Source organism: Actinoplanes sp. NPDC048796, from assembly GCF_040650035.1.
Classification (GTDB): domain Bacteria; phylum Actinomycetota; class Actinomycetes; order Mycobacteriales; family Micromonosporaceae; genus Actinoplanes.
Genome location: NZ_JBEZGO010000018.1, coordinates 76276 through 89273, shown reverse-complemented (window position 1 = coordinate 89273; position 12998 = coordinate 76276). Strand labels below are relative to the sequence as shown.

General features: G+C 70.2%; 17 protein-coding genes. 6 read left to right on the top strand and 11 right to left on the bottom strand.

Going from position 1 to position 12998, the window contains the following annotated elements:
• Positions 1-14: 14 nt before the first annotated feature.
• On the bottom strand, positions 15-1181 hold the full coding sequence (locus AB0C26_RS40875; RefSeq protein ID WP_360259156.1) for an RtcB family protein: 1167 nt from the start codon (positions 1179-1181) through the stop codon (positions 15-17).
• 74 nt (positions 1182-1255) lie between these two features.
• Positions 1256-1495 (bottom strand): hypothetical protein, encoded by a 240-nt coding sequence (locus tag AB0C26_RS40870; protein WP_360259154.1) that lies wholly within the window; start codon positions 1493-1495, stop codon positions 1256-1258.
• A gap of 78 nt (positions 1496-1573) precedes the next feature.
• Between AB0C26_RS40870 and AB0C26_RS40865 the strand changes: the two genes are divergently transcribed.
• Entirely contained in the window at positions 1574-2119 is a 546-nt protein-coding gene (locus tag AB0C26_RS40865) for an XRE family transcriptional regulator (protein WP_360259152.1), read from the top strand.
• 117 nt (positions 2120-2236) lie between these two features.
• Here the strand turns inward: AB0C26_RS40865 and AB0C26_RS40860 are convergent, their stop codons facing one another.
• The 3 genes from AB0C26_RS40860 to AB0C26_RS40850 form a co-directional block, all read right to left on the bottom strand.
• On the bottom strand, positions 2237-3433 hold the full coding sequence (locus AB0C26_RS40860) for a globin domain-containing protein (protein WP_360259150.1): 1197 nt from the start codon (positions 3431-3433) through the stop codon (positions 2237-2239).
• A gap of 15 nt (positions 3434-3448) precedes the next feature.
• Positions 3449-3868 carry an Rrf2 family transcriptional regulator gene (locus tag AB0C26_RS40855; protein ID WP_360259148.1) on the bottom strand — a complete coding sequence of 140 codons (420 nt, stop codon included), beginning with the start codon at positions 3866-3868 and terminating at the stop codon, positions 3449-3451.
• Between the two features lie 186 nt (positions 3869-4054).
• Positions 4055-4822, bottom strand: coding sequence for a copper homeostasis protein CutC (locus AB0C26_RS40850; RefSeq protein WP_360259146.1), 768 nt, complete (start codon positions 4820-4822; stop codon positions 4055-4057).
• 86 nt (positions 4823-4908) lie between these two features.
• On the opposite strand from AB0C26_RS40850, the gene yiaA reads away from it, so the two are divergent.
• Complete coding sequence (gene yiaA, locus AB0C26_RS40845; RefSeq protein WP_360259144.1) at positions 4909-5355, top strand: inner membrane protein YiaA; 447 nt, start codon at positions 4909-4911, stop codon at positions 5353-5355.
• Positions 5356-5391: 36 nt separating this feature from the next.
• Positions 5392-5877: a hypothetical protein gene (locus tag AB0C26_RS40840; protein ID WP_360259142.1), complete on the top strand. Its 486-nt coding sequence runs from the start codon at positions 5392-5394 to the stop codon at positions 5875-5877.
• Here AB0C26_RS40840 and AB0C26_RS40835 read toward each other — a convergent pair.
• Together AB0C26_RS40835 and AB0C26_RS40830 are read right to left on the bottom strand one after the other, a co-directional pair.
• Positions 5874-6260, bottom strand: a complete 387-nt coding sequence (locus AB0C26_RS40835; RefSeq protein WP_360259140.1) for a DNA-binding protein — start codon at positions 6258-6260, stop codon at positions 5874-5876. The genes AB0C26_RS40840 and AB0C26_RS40835 overlap by 4 nt on opposite strands.
• Before the next feature lie 48 nt (positions 6261-6308).
• Positions 6309-6587: a hypothetical protein gene (locus tag AB0C26_RS40830; protein ID WP_360259138.1), complete on the bottom strand. Its 279-nt coding sequence runs from the start codon at positions 6585-6587 to the stop codon at positions 6309-6311.
• 163 nt (positions 6588-6750) lie between these two features.
• On the opposite strand from AB0C26_RS40830, the gene AB0C26_RS40825 reads away from it, so the two are divergent.
• Complete coding sequence (locus tag AB0C26_RS40825; RefSeq protein ID WP_360259136.1) at positions 6751-7464, top strand: thymidine kinase; 714 nt, start codon at positions 6751-6753, stop codon at positions 7462-7464.
• Here the strand turns inward: AB0C26_RS40825 and AB0C26_RS40820 are convergent.
• The gene (locus AB0C26_RS40820) at positions 7351-7827 is read right to left on the bottom strand and encodes a hypothetical protein (RefSeq protein WP_360259134.1); all 477 of its coding nucleotides are present in this window, start codon (positions 7825-7827) and stop codon (positions 7351-7353) included. The genes AB0C26_RS40825 and AB0C26_RS40820 overlap by 114 nt on opposite strands.
• Before the next feature lie 170 nt (positions 7828-7997).
• On the opposite strand from AB0C26_RS40820, the gene AB0C26_RS40815 reads away from it, so the two are divergent.
• Positions 7998-9410, top strand: a complete 1413-nt coding sequence (locus AB0C26_RS40815; protein ID WP_360259132.1) for an Nramp family divalent metal transporter — start codon at positions 7998-8000, stop codon at positions 9408-9410.
• 504 nt (positions 9411-9914) lie between these two features.
• Entirely contained in the window at positions 9915-10322 is a 408-nt protein-coding gene (locus AB0C26_RS40810; protein ID WP_360259130.1) for a hypothetical protein, read from the top strand.
• 466 nt (positions 10323-10788) lie between these two features.
• On the opposite strand, the gene AB0C26_RS40805 is transcribed toward AB0C26_RS40810, so the two are convergent.
• The 3 genes from AB0C26_RS40805 to AB0C26_RS40795 all read right to left on the bottom strand — a co-directional run bounded on the left by AB0C26_RS40805 (position 10789) and on the right by AB0C26_RS40795 (position 12992).
• Positions 10789-11034, bottom strand: coding sequence for a hypothetical protein (locus AB0C26_RS40805; protein WP_360259128.1), 246 nt, complete (start codon positions 11032-11034; stop codon positions 10789-10791).
• Positions 11031-11849, bottom strand: a complete 819-nt coding sequence (locus AB0C26_RS40800) for a hypothetical protein (RefSeq protein WP_360259125.1) — start codon at positions 11847-11849, stop codon at positions 11031-11033. Before AB0C26_RS40800 ends, AB0C26_RS40805 begins: the two co-directional genes overlap by 4 nt.
• A 93-nt stretch (positions 11850-11942) precedes the next feature.
• Entirely contained in the window at positions 11943-12992 is a 1050-nt protein-coding gene (locus AB0C26_RS40795; protein WP_360259123.1) for a DUF6183 family protein, read from the bottom strand.
• Positions 12993-12998 lie beyond the last annotated feature (6 nt).

The window sequence follows — 12998 nt, the reverse complement described above, 5'->3', positions numbered from 1 at the left end:
TACCGCGAATCGCGTCAGTCGCCCTTGACGTTGACGATCTGGCGCAGGGTGTGGCGGATCTCCACCAGGTCGCCGGCGTCCCGCATGACCACGTCGATGGGCTTGTAGGCCTGCGGGATCTCGTCGAGGAACGCGTCGGTGTCGCGGTACTCGATGCCCTTCATGGCCTCGCGCAGCTGCTCGCGGGTGAAGGTCTTGCGGGCCTTCGAGCGCGAGTAGTTACGGCCGGCGCCGTGCGGGGACGAGTTCAGGGCCAGGCGGTTGCCCTTGCCCACGACCACGTACGACGCGTCGCCCATCGAGCCGGGGATCAGACCCGGCCGGCCCGGCTCGGCGTTGATGGCACCCTTGCGCGAGAGCCACACCTTCTTGCCGAAGTGGGTCTCCTGCTCGGTGTAGTTGTGATGGCACTGGACCCGCTCCAGTTCCTCGACCGGGCCGCCGGTGAACTCGGCGAAGCAGGCCACCACCCGGTCCATCATCTCGTCCCGGTTGGACAGGGCGAAGTCCTGGGCCCAGCGCAGCTCGCGGATGTAGCGCCAGAACTCGTCGGTGCCCTCGGCCAGGTACGCCAGGTCGGGATCGGGCACGCTGATCCAGTAGCGCTTCATCAGCTCCTGCGCCACCTTGATGTGATGCGTGGCGATCTTGTTGCCGACCCCGCGCGACCCCGAGTGCAGGAACAGCCAGACGGCGCCGGTCTCGTCCGCGGTCACCTCGATGAAGTGGTTGCCGCTGCCGAGCGTGCCCAGCTGGAGCTGCCAGTTCCCCGCGTACCGTCCCGGCTCGAAGCCCGCCTTCTCCGCCTTGGCGGTCAGCGTCTCGACCCGGCGGGCCGCGGTGTCGGTGATCGCCGTGTTGTAGACGCCGGCCGACAGTGGCACCGCGCGTTCGATGGCGGTGCGCAGCCCAGCCAGGTCCGGCTTCAGGTCGTCCCGGTGGTACTGCGTGCGGACGGCAGCCATGCCGCAGCCGATGTCGACACCCACGGCGGCCGGGATGATCGCGCCGAGGGTCGGGATGACCGAACCGACGGTCGCGCCCTTGCCCAGGTGGGCGTCGGGCATGAGGGCGATGTGCGGAAAGATGAAGGGCAGTGTCGAAGCGGCTTCCGCCTGGGCCAGGGTGCCGGCCTCGATGAGGCTGGCCCAATTGATCAGACGGTCGTTGACCCGCTGCATGACTGCTCTCCCCCTTACCGGGATGGCGTTTCCGTTGCCGGTCACGCTAGCCCTTCAAGATCGCCAGGCGCTTCTCATTTACCGCGACGGCCCGCCAGCACGAGAACGCGCAGCCGTTGCAGGAGCGGCATCAGGCCGTAGATGACGATCGGCACGGCGACCGAGGCGAACACGAGCGTGCGGAGCACGATCGGGGCGTCGCGCAGCACGGGGCCGAGCAGGAACTGCAGGACGGTGAGGGTCGGGAAGACGGCCAGCCAGATCATGACGGCCATGTGGTGACGGGACGGTGGTGTCATCGCTCGTTCGCTCATGACGGCCAGACTGCGCCCGGGTGTGCCGGAACGGCAAAGAACGTTGCCGGTACTGGGACGGGGCACTGGAATCGGGGCATGGAACAGTCCGAAGTCGGCGCCCGTCTGCGGCGTGTGCGCCACCGCCGCGGTCTCACGCTGGCCGCACTCGCCGGGATGACCGGAATTTCGAAGAGCACGCTCTCCCGGCTCGAAAGCGGGCAGCGTCGGCCCACCCTCGACCTGCTGCTGCCGCTCGCACAGGCCCACCAGGTGCCCCTGGAGCATCTGGTCGGCGCGCCGCCGGTCGGCGATCCGCGGGTGCGCATGGTCCCGCGCCGGGCCAACGGGCGCACCGTCCTGCCGCTCACGCCGCACGCGGGGTCGTTGCAGGCGTGGAAGGTCATCGTGCCGGCCGATCAGAGCGAACCGGATCCGCGTGTCCATGAAGGACACGAGTGGCTCTACGTTCTCTCGGGGACGCTGCGGCTGATGCTGAACGGGCACGACGTCCTGATGCGCGCGGGGGAGGCGGCCGAGTTCGACACCCGCGTACCGCACTGGTTCGGCAGCGCGGGCGGGCATCCGGTGGAGCTGCTGAGCATTCTGGGCCGCCAGGGTGAGCGGATGCGTGTTCTGACCTGAGCCCGCCGGAGGCGGGCGGGCGTTGCCGGACAGCCCGGAAGCGGGGAACGGCCCGGACCACGACGTGGCCGTTCCCCTCTCAGTCCGCCTTTCGAGAATCCCGTATCTCTGAAAAGTTCAGGCCGGAACCGGAACCGTTCGCCATTGTTCGGAGCCGAAGACCTCGTAGCGGATGCGGTCCTCGGGCAGGCCGCGGCGGTGCAGGGCGGAGCGGACGGCCTGCATGAACGGGACCGGGCCGCAGAGGTAGACCTCGGTGCCGGGGTGCAACGGGATCTCGTCGGGGTCGACGCGGCCGGTGAAGGCGCCCGGCGCCGGCTGCTCGTACCAGGCCAGGTTTTCGAAGGAGTGCAGGCGGGACGACGTGGTCTCGATCTCGGCCCGTAGTGGATGACGGGACGGGCTGCGGTCGGCGTGCACCACCGTGACCGTGCGGCCGGGCTGGGTGCGCGCCACCTCGTCGAGGATGGCAGCCATCGGGGTGATGCCGACGCCCGCGCTGATGAGCAGCAGCGGGTGGTCGCCGGTCTCGGGCAGGGTCAGGTCGCCGTACGCCTGGGAGACCGTCAGCTGGTCGCCGGGACGCACCACATCGTGGATCCAGCCGGAGACGACGCCGTCCGGGCGGCCGTCGGTGCCCCGCACGCGCCGGACGGTGATGCGCAGCGTGCCGCCGTTCGGGGCCTGCGACAACGAGTACTGGCGCAGCTGGCGGCCGCCGTCGGGCAGGGTGGCGGCGACGGTGACGTACTGGCCGGGACGGTAGTGCGGGACCGGGCCGCCGTCGGCCGGGGTGAGCAGCAGCGAGACGGTGTCGTCGGCCTCGGTCACCTTGGTGGCGACGGTGTACGTGCGCCACGGGTCAGCGCCGTCGACGCCGGCCGACGCGTACACGCGCGACTCGATGCCGATCAGGCGGACGGCGAACAGCCAGTAGACCTCGTCCCAGGCGGCGGCGATCTCGGGCGTGACGGCGTCGCCGAGGACGGTGGCGACCGCGCCCAGCAGGTACTTGCCGACCATCGCGTACTGCTCGGGGCGGATGCCGAGGGCGCAGTGCCGCTGGGCGATCCGGTCGACGACGTGCTCCGGCAGCTCGGCCTCGCCGATCAGGTGGGTGGCGAACAGGGCGACCGCGCCGGCCAGGGCCGACTTCTGCTCGCCGGTGGCCTGCGCGCTGCGGCTGAACAGGTTCAGCAGCTCGGGGTTCTCGCCCAGCATCGTGTCGTAGAAGACGCCGGAGATCTGGTCGATGTGCGCACCGACGACCGGCAGGGTGGCGGCGACGATCGGCGCGCTTTTCTGTGAGAGCACGGGGTTCCTCCGTTGTTACAGGCTGACCAGGATCTGGTACGTCGGTGGCGAGGTGAGATCGCCGACGGTGAGCGGGTCGAGGGCCGCGTAGAAGGCCTCCTGCGCTTTGCGGAGCGCGCCGCGCAGGCGGCAGCCCCGGCTCAGCGGGCAGGCGGTCTCGCCTTCGCAGTCGACGACCTCGGTGGCGCCCTCCAGCTCCCGCACGACGGCTCCGATCGAGGCGTCGCGGGCGGCGGTGGCGAGGCGCACGCCGCCGTTGCGGCCGCGGACGGTCTCGAGCAGGCCCATGTGCTGAAGCTTCTGCACCACCTTGGCCAGGTGGTGGCGAGGTACGTTCAGCGACTCGGCGAGGTGGTCGATGGTGAGCAGATCGTCACCGACCGCGCCGAGCATGAGGATCCGGAGGCTGATGTCCGTCGACCGGTTGAGGCGCACGAGAGAAGCGTGCCATAAAGAGGATTCTTGGAGTCCTGTTTATGGGAATGGTCACTTCAGGGTCGAGGATGGCGATGGATGACGGGGTGGTCGCGCTGCGGGCCGGCTCCGCGACGCGATCGGCCACGGGAGGTCAAGGGCGAGTGGTGGCCGACCGTGGCGTACCGGCGGCGACGGTGACCCGGATCAGTGGGCGGCCCGGATCGCGGCCAGCAGGGCGGTCGCCAGGCCGAGGTCGGTGGTCTCCCGGCCGCCCGGGCCGGCGGGGGAGGACGTGCCGAGGCCGATGGTGAGGTCGTCGGGGATCAGGCACTTCGCGGAGGCGTGGATGGCGGGGACGCCGGTGCGCAGCAGGGCCGGGATCAGGTCGACGGTGACACCGCCGCCGGCCATGATGTCGATCCGGCCGGCGGCCGTGGTGACGAGGGCGGCCAGGGCCGGGAGGGCGTCGGCCACCGAGGTCGCGCCGGCGGAGGTCAGGATCCGCCGTACGCCGAGGGCGGCCAGGGTCTCGACGGCCGCGACCGGGTCGGGGAGGCTGTCGAAGGCCCGGTGGAACGTGACGGGGGCGTCGCCGGCGGCGTCGAGGACGCGCTTGACCAGGTCGGTGTCGACGGTGGCGTCGCGGACGCCGCCGATGACCACCCCGGTCGCGCCGGTGCGCAGCACGTGGCGTACGTCCTGCAAAATCGTGGCGGTCTCGGCGGGGTCGTAGGTGAAGCCGCCCGGGCGGGGGCGGACCAGCACGTGGACCGGTGGGATGCCGGGCGTGGCGACGGCGGCCTCGACGAAGGCGAGTGACGGGGTCACCCCGCCGAGGGCGAGCGCGGAGCACAGCTCGATGCGGTCGGCGCCGAGACGGGCCGCCACCTCGAGTCCGTGCGTGTCCTGGACCGCGAGCTCGAAGGCGACGGGGCTCAGGGCGGCCTCCTCAGGAAGAGTAATGGGAAACAAACCTGATTATTTCATGAGGGTACGGCGGAGTCGCCTTAGGTACTCGTACTCATCCGCCGGGGGCGGGGCTCGGGAAGGCTGCTGCCATGACATTCGCACCCGCTTCGCCCGGCAAACCCACCGCCGCCTTCGTCGGCGCGTCGTGGGCGGCACTGTTCCTCGGCGTCATCGCGTACGCGGTCGGGCTGTGGAACGCGTCGATGATCCGCAGCGAGAAAGGCTTCTACGCGGCGGTTCTCGTCCTCGGCCTGTTCGCGGCCATTTCCCTGCAGAAATCGGTCCGGGACCGGGCCGAGGGGCTGCCCGTCACGGCGCTCTATCTGGGCCTGGCCTGGGCCGTCGTCGGGGGCTCGGTCATCATGCTGGCCGTCGGGCTGGTCAACAGCGGCATGGCGCTCAGCGAGAAGGGCTTCTACGGGCTGTCGTTCGCGATGGCGCTGTTCGCGGCGGTGGCGGTGCAGAAGAACGTCCGCGACGCGCTGCACTACCGGCCCTCGTACGTGCCTCCGGATCATCTCACCCGCGGCGCATGAAGACGGTCCTCCCGGTGAGCACCAGGCTGTGACGTCATGGACGCGATCCTGGGCACCCTGACCGAGGCGGAGCTGGCGCTGGTCCGCGAGGCCGGCCCGAAACGCCTGAAGAAGCTCGACGAGGACGCGCTGATCGAGCTGCACGGCCGGGTCCGCCGGGCCCGCGACAAACAGGTGAAGAACTACCGCCGCCGCGCCGCCGAACGTGTTCCCGAGACCGGCGGCCGGGGCAAGGCGTACCACCGCAATGCCCGGCGCCGGGCCAAGGCCGAGGTCTTCGAGGAGTTGCTGTCGACGGTCAGCGCTCGCCTGGCCACCCTGGCCCACGACGCGGCCGAGGCGCTGAAGGCCGAGCGGGAGGCCGAGGCGAAAGCCGCCGCGAAGCCGCGGCGCCCCGCCAAGGGCGGGAAGCCGCGGCCGCAGCGCACCGGCAACCGCCCGGACACGCCCGACCGCCGCAAACGCCACGCCTCGACCAGGGCGGCCGGCGCCCGCCGCCAGGCCCGCAAGGACAGCCGCTAGCCCTCGGTCACGGCCTGGCGCTCGGCGAGGCGGTCGCGGCGCTGCTTGGCGGCCTGGGCGCTGTTGAGGCCCATGCCCTGGGCGATGGCCTGCCAGGTCAGTTCGCGCCCGCGGGCGGCGTCCAGCAGCCCCAGCTCCAACTGGTCGACGTCGGCCCGCACGTGAGCGACGAGGGCCAGGGCCGCCAGGAGGTCCTGGTCGTCCAGATCCGGCTCGCCGAGCTCGGTGCCGATCGTCCCCAGGGTCAGGCCGGCCACCAGCCGTACGGCCTCGTGCGGCTCGACGGCGGCGGGATGCGAGGCCCGCCGGCGCTGCTCCTCGGTGGCGGCGTGCCGCTCGGCGATCCGGCTCAGGGCGGCGAACTCCGTACGTGCCTGTGTCATGCCGCCCATCCGATCACTTCAACGTTTTGTTGTCAACAAAACGTTGAATCAGAACGGAGCGGGGCCGCTGCCGGTGAGCGAGACCAGGATCTGGGTGGCGAGCAGCCGGCGGACGCCGGTCACCGAGACGGAGGCCGTCTGGTCGTACGGCAGCTCGAGGGAGAGACCGTCGCCCGCGTTGCGGATCTCGTCGGTCACCTGGTCGGGGCGGAAAGTTCCGCCCCAGTTGTCGAGACCGCCGCGCTGGTTGGTGCTCAGCGAGGCCATGCCCGACACCTGTGTGCCGTCGACGAGGGTCAGCCGGGCCGGGCCGGAGTAGGTAGCCATAGTGAGCAACCGTAGCGAGCAACCGCGCCCGGTGGTCCACCCAGGGGCATGAAACCGGTACTTGAAGGGATCTTCCCGGCGGGCGGACCGGAGCGATGATCGCTGCCGGCCGAAGAGTCGTTAGTCTTCTCGGGTTTGCACAAAACGAGAGGCGGCGGCACGGGTGGCCCAGCTGCACTACCGGTACGCGGCGATGAACAGCGGCAAGAGCACGATGGTGCTGCAATACCGGCACACCTACGCGGCCTGCGGGCGTACGGGGATGCTGCTGACCCGGCTCGACCGGGCCGGCGCGGGGATCGTGTCGTCGCGGATCGGGCTCGAGGCGGACGCCATCGAGTTCGAGGCGGACACCGACCTGGTGCACCGGGTGCTGTCGTACAACGGGGCCCGGGTCGATCACGTGATCGTGGACGAGGCGCAGTTCCTGTCGCCCGAGCAGGTCGACCAGCTGGCGGCGCTGGTCGACGACCACGACATCGACGTGTTCACGTTCGGGCTGCTCTCGGACTTCCGCGGGGAGCAGTTCCCCGGCTCGGCGCGGCTGGTCGTGCTGGCCGACATCGTCGAGGCGCTGCAGGTCTACCCGATGTGCTGGTGCGGGCAGCCGGCGCGGATGAACGCCCGCGTCACCGGCGGGGTGATGGTGCGCGACGGTGACACCGTGGTCGTCGGCAACACCGACGCCGACGCCGAGGTCGGATATGTGGTCCTGTGCCGGCGCCATCACCGGGCCGGGCAGCCGTACGCGCTCAATCCGGTGTCACAGCCGGGCCAGGACGGCCTCGGCGACCCGCTTGGCGTCCGGGAGATCGTCCCCGCCCCGCGAGTAGACGTCGACCTGCAGGGTGCCGGACAGCACGTACAAATGCCCTGAGTTCCAGTACGCCTCGTCGCCCACCCCGTCGACCGTCTCGTTCCCGTCGACGATGACCCGGAAGCCGGCCGGATCCACCCGGCTCAGGAAGACCGCCAGCTGGCCCTCCTCCTGCTGCCACTGGCAATAGCGGGTGCCGGCGTCCGCTCCGGCGCCGTCCTCGTCGATCCGGGTGACCTCACGATGGGTCAGCTCCCGCACGTCGTCGCGGCCGAGCAGGGCGCACGGGTCGGGAACGCCGGCGGACCCCAGACCGCTGCGGGCGGCCGGCGGCGACGCGTTCGGGGCCGAGGCGGCGGGGGCGCCGCACCCGCCGGTGAGGGCGAGGGTGGCGGCCGTCAAGGCGCGGATCCGGCGCTTCACAGGGCTCTCCTGACTGTCGGTTCGACCAGGTTCGCGAGCTTGGGCCGGGTACGTCGAGAGGAGCGGCCCAACTTCAGCCGTTCGAGAGGGCGGAACGCGCGGCTTGACAGTGGTGGCGGTCACACCGGATAACTAACGTACCGGTTCGTACATACCCCTCGGAGTTCGACATGCCTCGATCGCGCGTCACCACCGACCAGGCGGTTCAGGAGACATCGAGAAACCTGCCCGAGCCCCTGCCGCTCCGCCGGATGATCGGCCCCGGCGTCGTGGCCGTGGGCATCGGCATGGCCGCCGGCGAGATCATCCTCTGGCCCTACCTGACCGCGATCGGCGGTCTCGGCCTGCTCTGGCTGGCCTTCTGCACGCTCGCCGTCCAGTTCGTCATCAACATGGAGATCGAGCGCTACACCCTCGCGACCGGCCAGACCGTCGTGGCCGGATTCTCCCGCTGGTGGAAAGGGTGGGGCGTCATCATCTGTCTGGCCGGGGCCTTCCAGTACGTGTGGCCCGGCTGGGCGACCAGCGGCTCCACCGTCTTCACGTACCTTGTCGGCTGGGGCGACCCGGTCTGGATCACGATCGTCACCCTGGTCGCGGTCGGCCTGCTGCTCACCCTGTCCAAGGTCGTCTACACCACTGTCGAACGCGTCGAGACGCTCAAGGTCGCCCTCACCCTGTTCTTCCTGCTCGTCGTGGTCGTCTTCGTCATCTCCCTGACCACGTGGGGTGACGCCGCCACGGCGACGGTCACCGAGTTCGGCCGGATCCCCGACGGCATCACCTTCACCCTCATCCTGAGCGCGATCGGGGCGGCCGGCGCCGGCGGTGTCCACAATCTGGTCCTCAGCAACTGGATCCGCGACAAGCGGTACGGCATGGGCGCGCACGTGCCCCGCCTCGTCTCGCCCATCACCGGCCGCGAGGAGGCGGCCGGCGCCGACCGCTATCTGTTCCCCACGGACGAGGAGAACCTGAGCCGCTGGCGCGTCTGGTGGAAGCGGGCGAACACCGAACATCTGGTCACGTTCGTCGCGGTCTGCTTCGTGACGATCAGCATCATGAGCCTTCTGGCGTACGAGACCCTGTTCGGCCGCGACGACCTCAAGAACGACACGTCGTTCCTCCGCATCGAGGCCGGCATCCTGGCCGACCAGGTCGGCGGCTGGCTCAAACTGCTGTTCCTGGCCGTGGCCGCCGTGTCGCTGTGGGCGGCCGCGATGGGCCTGCTCGACATCATCGGCCGCGTCGCGTCGGACTTCCTGCGCCGCAACTACCTGGCCGGATCGACCCGCTGGACCGAGCCGCGCCTGTACCTGACCGTCGTCTGGGCCGAGATCGTCCTGGGCTCGACGATCCTGCTGGCCGGCTTCACCCAGCCCCTGGGCCTGCTGATCGTGTCCACCTGCGCCGCCTCGGTGGTCACCCTGCTCTACTCGATCCTGCTGGTCCGCCTCAACCTGCGCGACCTGCCCAGCGCCATCCGCACGCGGGGCTGGCGCCTGGGCGGCATGCTGATCGCCATCGGCTTCTACGGCTTCTTCGCGGTGGCCATGGTCGTCACCCAGCTGCAGAAGCTCTAGCTCGAGCTTTGACCTTGATCTCGCAGCGGAGCGCGTCCACGCCCTGTTCAGAGCCTTCGCCGCCATGGTCGACACCGGCGAGCCAGGAGCACTGCCGGACTGGCTCAATCAGCTCGAGATCAGCCGCCTGCCCGGACTGCCCAGCCTCGCCGAAGTCATCCGCGAAGACTCCCGCTCCTACACCACCGAGTCGTGCCGATCGCAGCCTGCGACCTGGTTGCCACCGCCGGTCGTCACTGAACGTAGCGGCGACTTTCCTCAGCAGGCGACGCAACGCAGCGACGGTGCGTTGTCGGCGGTAAGTCCGTCTACGAGATGCATTCTGGCTGGTCGGCAACTACGCTCATGGGGCGCGTCGGGCAAAGGCGGGTGGGAAAGTCCGTTACCGGCACTTTTGTGCTGACGACCGCAAGGTATGAGCCGGTTCGAGTCCGGTAGCCCGGCGCGCTTTGTCTGCGGCAGATCCGTACGGCTTCGCCGCCAGAGAAACATTATTCTCCGCTCATGGAACCGGTGAACGTACTGGCGATCGGGATCAATCTTGATCTTGTGCTGGCGAAGGACGGTGGGCGTGTGAACCCACTGCTCGGCGGCTATGCCACGGAAGACCGGTTCACGTATCGGCCCAACTGGGGACTACCCGATTGGCCTGGAGGAAGGCAGACCGCAGGACCCGTGCTGGGCTTCTCGCGGCCTCAAATTCGCCCTGGGGACAGTGTCCGGGCGATCGTGGTCGCGCTGTTTCTCGAGCACACTCCGGACTGGCAAGACGTGGGGCCGGATGACGTGCTCCGGATGTACGAAGGCTCGCGAATCTGCGGTCACGGGCGCGTCGCTTGGGTCAAGCCCGCCATCTGGCCGATGCCCGAGGACGAGCAGGACCGCCTGGCGGCGTGGTTGATCCCGACCTGACGCGCCCATCATGACCGCTCATCGCCAGATCCGGACGCCGCCGGACCGACAGATGACGCATTGCGGTAGACCGTACTTGTGCCTGCTTGACCGCGAGCCCGCGGCTGCACTCACAAATGTCGATGGCTGCTGTTGCTCGGTGGCGTACGCGGCTCTGCACTGAAGCCGTACGCCGGCACCTGCGCCCAACTACGCCTCGCTCGAGGCGCCGTCGCGGATCTACGCCGGCCCGGGGAACGCCCCGCCCCGACCGGCATGTTCATTCCCGCTCGTATCCGGCGAGGGTTTCGGTACCTGGACTGCCAAGCCGGCAACCCCGTGGCAGCACCACAACCCTCCCGGCCGGTTACCAGGACACCGCAACCGGCACCCGGCAACCCGCCTCGACGTCCACATCGTCACCAGCAGGAAGCCAGCCACCGGCACGAGCAACCAAAAGGCCGCGCCGAAGAGGTTGGGAATCAAGCTAGGGCCGGTCGTCCGGGCCGGGCTTGCCGGAGTCCGTTCCGGACCGCCGGTTCTGCACCTGGTATGTGACGGTGCCCGTGCCCGCCGCCCCGATGAACAAGGCCAGGACCGCGGTCACCCATTGGCCGTCGGTGATGGTGTCGAATCCGGTGTTCTCGCCCTGGAGCGCTGACAGAAGGGCGGCCAGAAAGGCGATGAGCCCACCGGCCACAGCGGCGAAGACGGCTTTCAAGTACGGGCTCACGGTGCCTCCTCGGGTTTGCTGATGTCGACGCGGAAATCCGCCGCCTCGGGCAGGACGAAGACGGTCTGCGACGGCTTCCAGCCGGCGCCGACCATGACGTACTTCTGATTCGCGTACCGGACTAGCCGGAGACCGTCGTACCGAAATCGGGGATTTTTCGCCGGCGTGACTTTCACGCCGGAGCCGGCCAGAAACAGGTTCCGGTCGCTGTAGATCGTGATGACCGGCAACTCGCCGAGCGAGTCGGCGGCCTCCTTCGCGCCGTTCTGGTGGGCGAGCTCGGCCAGCGCGTTCACGCTGATCAGGGCGAGCGCCACCGCGCACCCGGCGATGCCGTAGCGCCAGAACCGGCGGGCCGGCTCCGCCGTGTGCGGGTACTCGGACACGAGGAAGGCGAAGAAGGCCGACATGGCGATGGCGGCGGCGGTGAGGGCCGAGGCGAGCACCGCCCGGTGCGCGGACCAGAGAGCGTACCCGGCGATCAGCCCGGCGCAGGCGAGGACGAGGCAGGCGATGGACGCCGCGAAATAGCGGGTGTCGCCGGCGACGATCCAGGCCGACGCGCCCTTGGACCCGGCCACCAGGAACACGCAGGCGAGCAGGCCGATCCCGAAGAAGATGAACACGTGCCGGCCGCCGATGAGCAGGACGTCGTAGAGCTTCGGGTCGAAGAATTCGCGGGGACTACCCAGATATCCGTAGTAGCCGTCGTTGTAGGACTGCCCGATGTAATAGGCGACCGCGCCGAGGACGGCGGTCTGCGCGACCACGAACTGGGCGGCGGATGCCCATCCCGGGCGAAGCTCGTCGGCCATGACCGGCCTCCACGGGGCGACGGCTGAGGGTTGCACCTCAGTGCACTCCTCGGCACGCGCCAACGGCTGCGCAGCGTCGGGAAGCCGACCGCCTCAGTCGGTGTCGGTGGCGGCCAGCACGGCCAGGCGCCGGCGGTCCGGGGAGACGACGGACAGGCCGAGATCCCAGGCGACCCGGTCGAACCACTTGCTCGCGCCGGCGAAGGAGTGCCAGGCGGCGGCGTGAGCCAGAGCCTCCACGTCGGCCGCCGGGGCGTCCGGTGGGGCGCCGATCAGGGCGGCCACCGACTGCCAGGCGAACAGGCGGCCGTACGCGCCGTAGTCGCCGCCGTTGTAGGCGCCGCCGCCCGAGGCCGCGAGGAAGAGCTGCTGCCAGGCCTGGGTCGCGGTGCACGGGCCGGGGTTGCTCTTCGGCTTGCGGTAGCTCGCCAGGCCGAGGGCGGCCAGGGTGGCGGGGAGGCCGTCGAGGCCGTCGTCGAGGGCGAAGGTCCGCGCCTCGACGCGGCCGTTGGAGGATTCGGCCCAGTTGGCGACCGCGGTGCTTATGGCGGCGGCCTCGGCCTCGGTGGTGGTCTCGCGGGCGGGCTTGGCGGTGCCGCGCTTACGGGCTGGGGCCACGGCCAGATTAGCCAGGTCGCGGCTGCCGCCGGTCAGGGTGTAGTGGGGGAGGCCGGGCCGGCCCTCCAAGGGCGTCAGGGCCGGCGGAAGCCAGGCCAGCGGATGGTGCCCGGGGTACCACACCTCGGCGCCGCGCAGGATCAGTTCCTGGCGGACGCAGGCGCGCAGCTCCTCGCTGCCGTGGGCGTCGACCGCCGGCAGCAGGGTGCCCGCGGAGTGGGCGGAGGCGAGCAGCGAGGCCGCGTACCGGGTCTGGCGCCGCGCGGCGGTCACCCGGATCAGGCGCAGGGCCTGGTCGAGCGTTCCCGGGTTCAGGCTGAGCAGGCGCAGGGTCCGGTCGAAGACGCTGCGGTACTGCCACGGCGGCGGGGTGTCCTGGCCGTGCCGCCGCCACACCGCGATGCCCAGGTCGGCCACGAAGGCCGCGTCCCCGGCGGCGAGACGCCGGTCGGCGACGGCCCACACCCCGGTCACGTCGTCCAGCTCGGTGAGCCCGGCCGCGATCGCCGGCGGATCCTCGTTCATGCCACC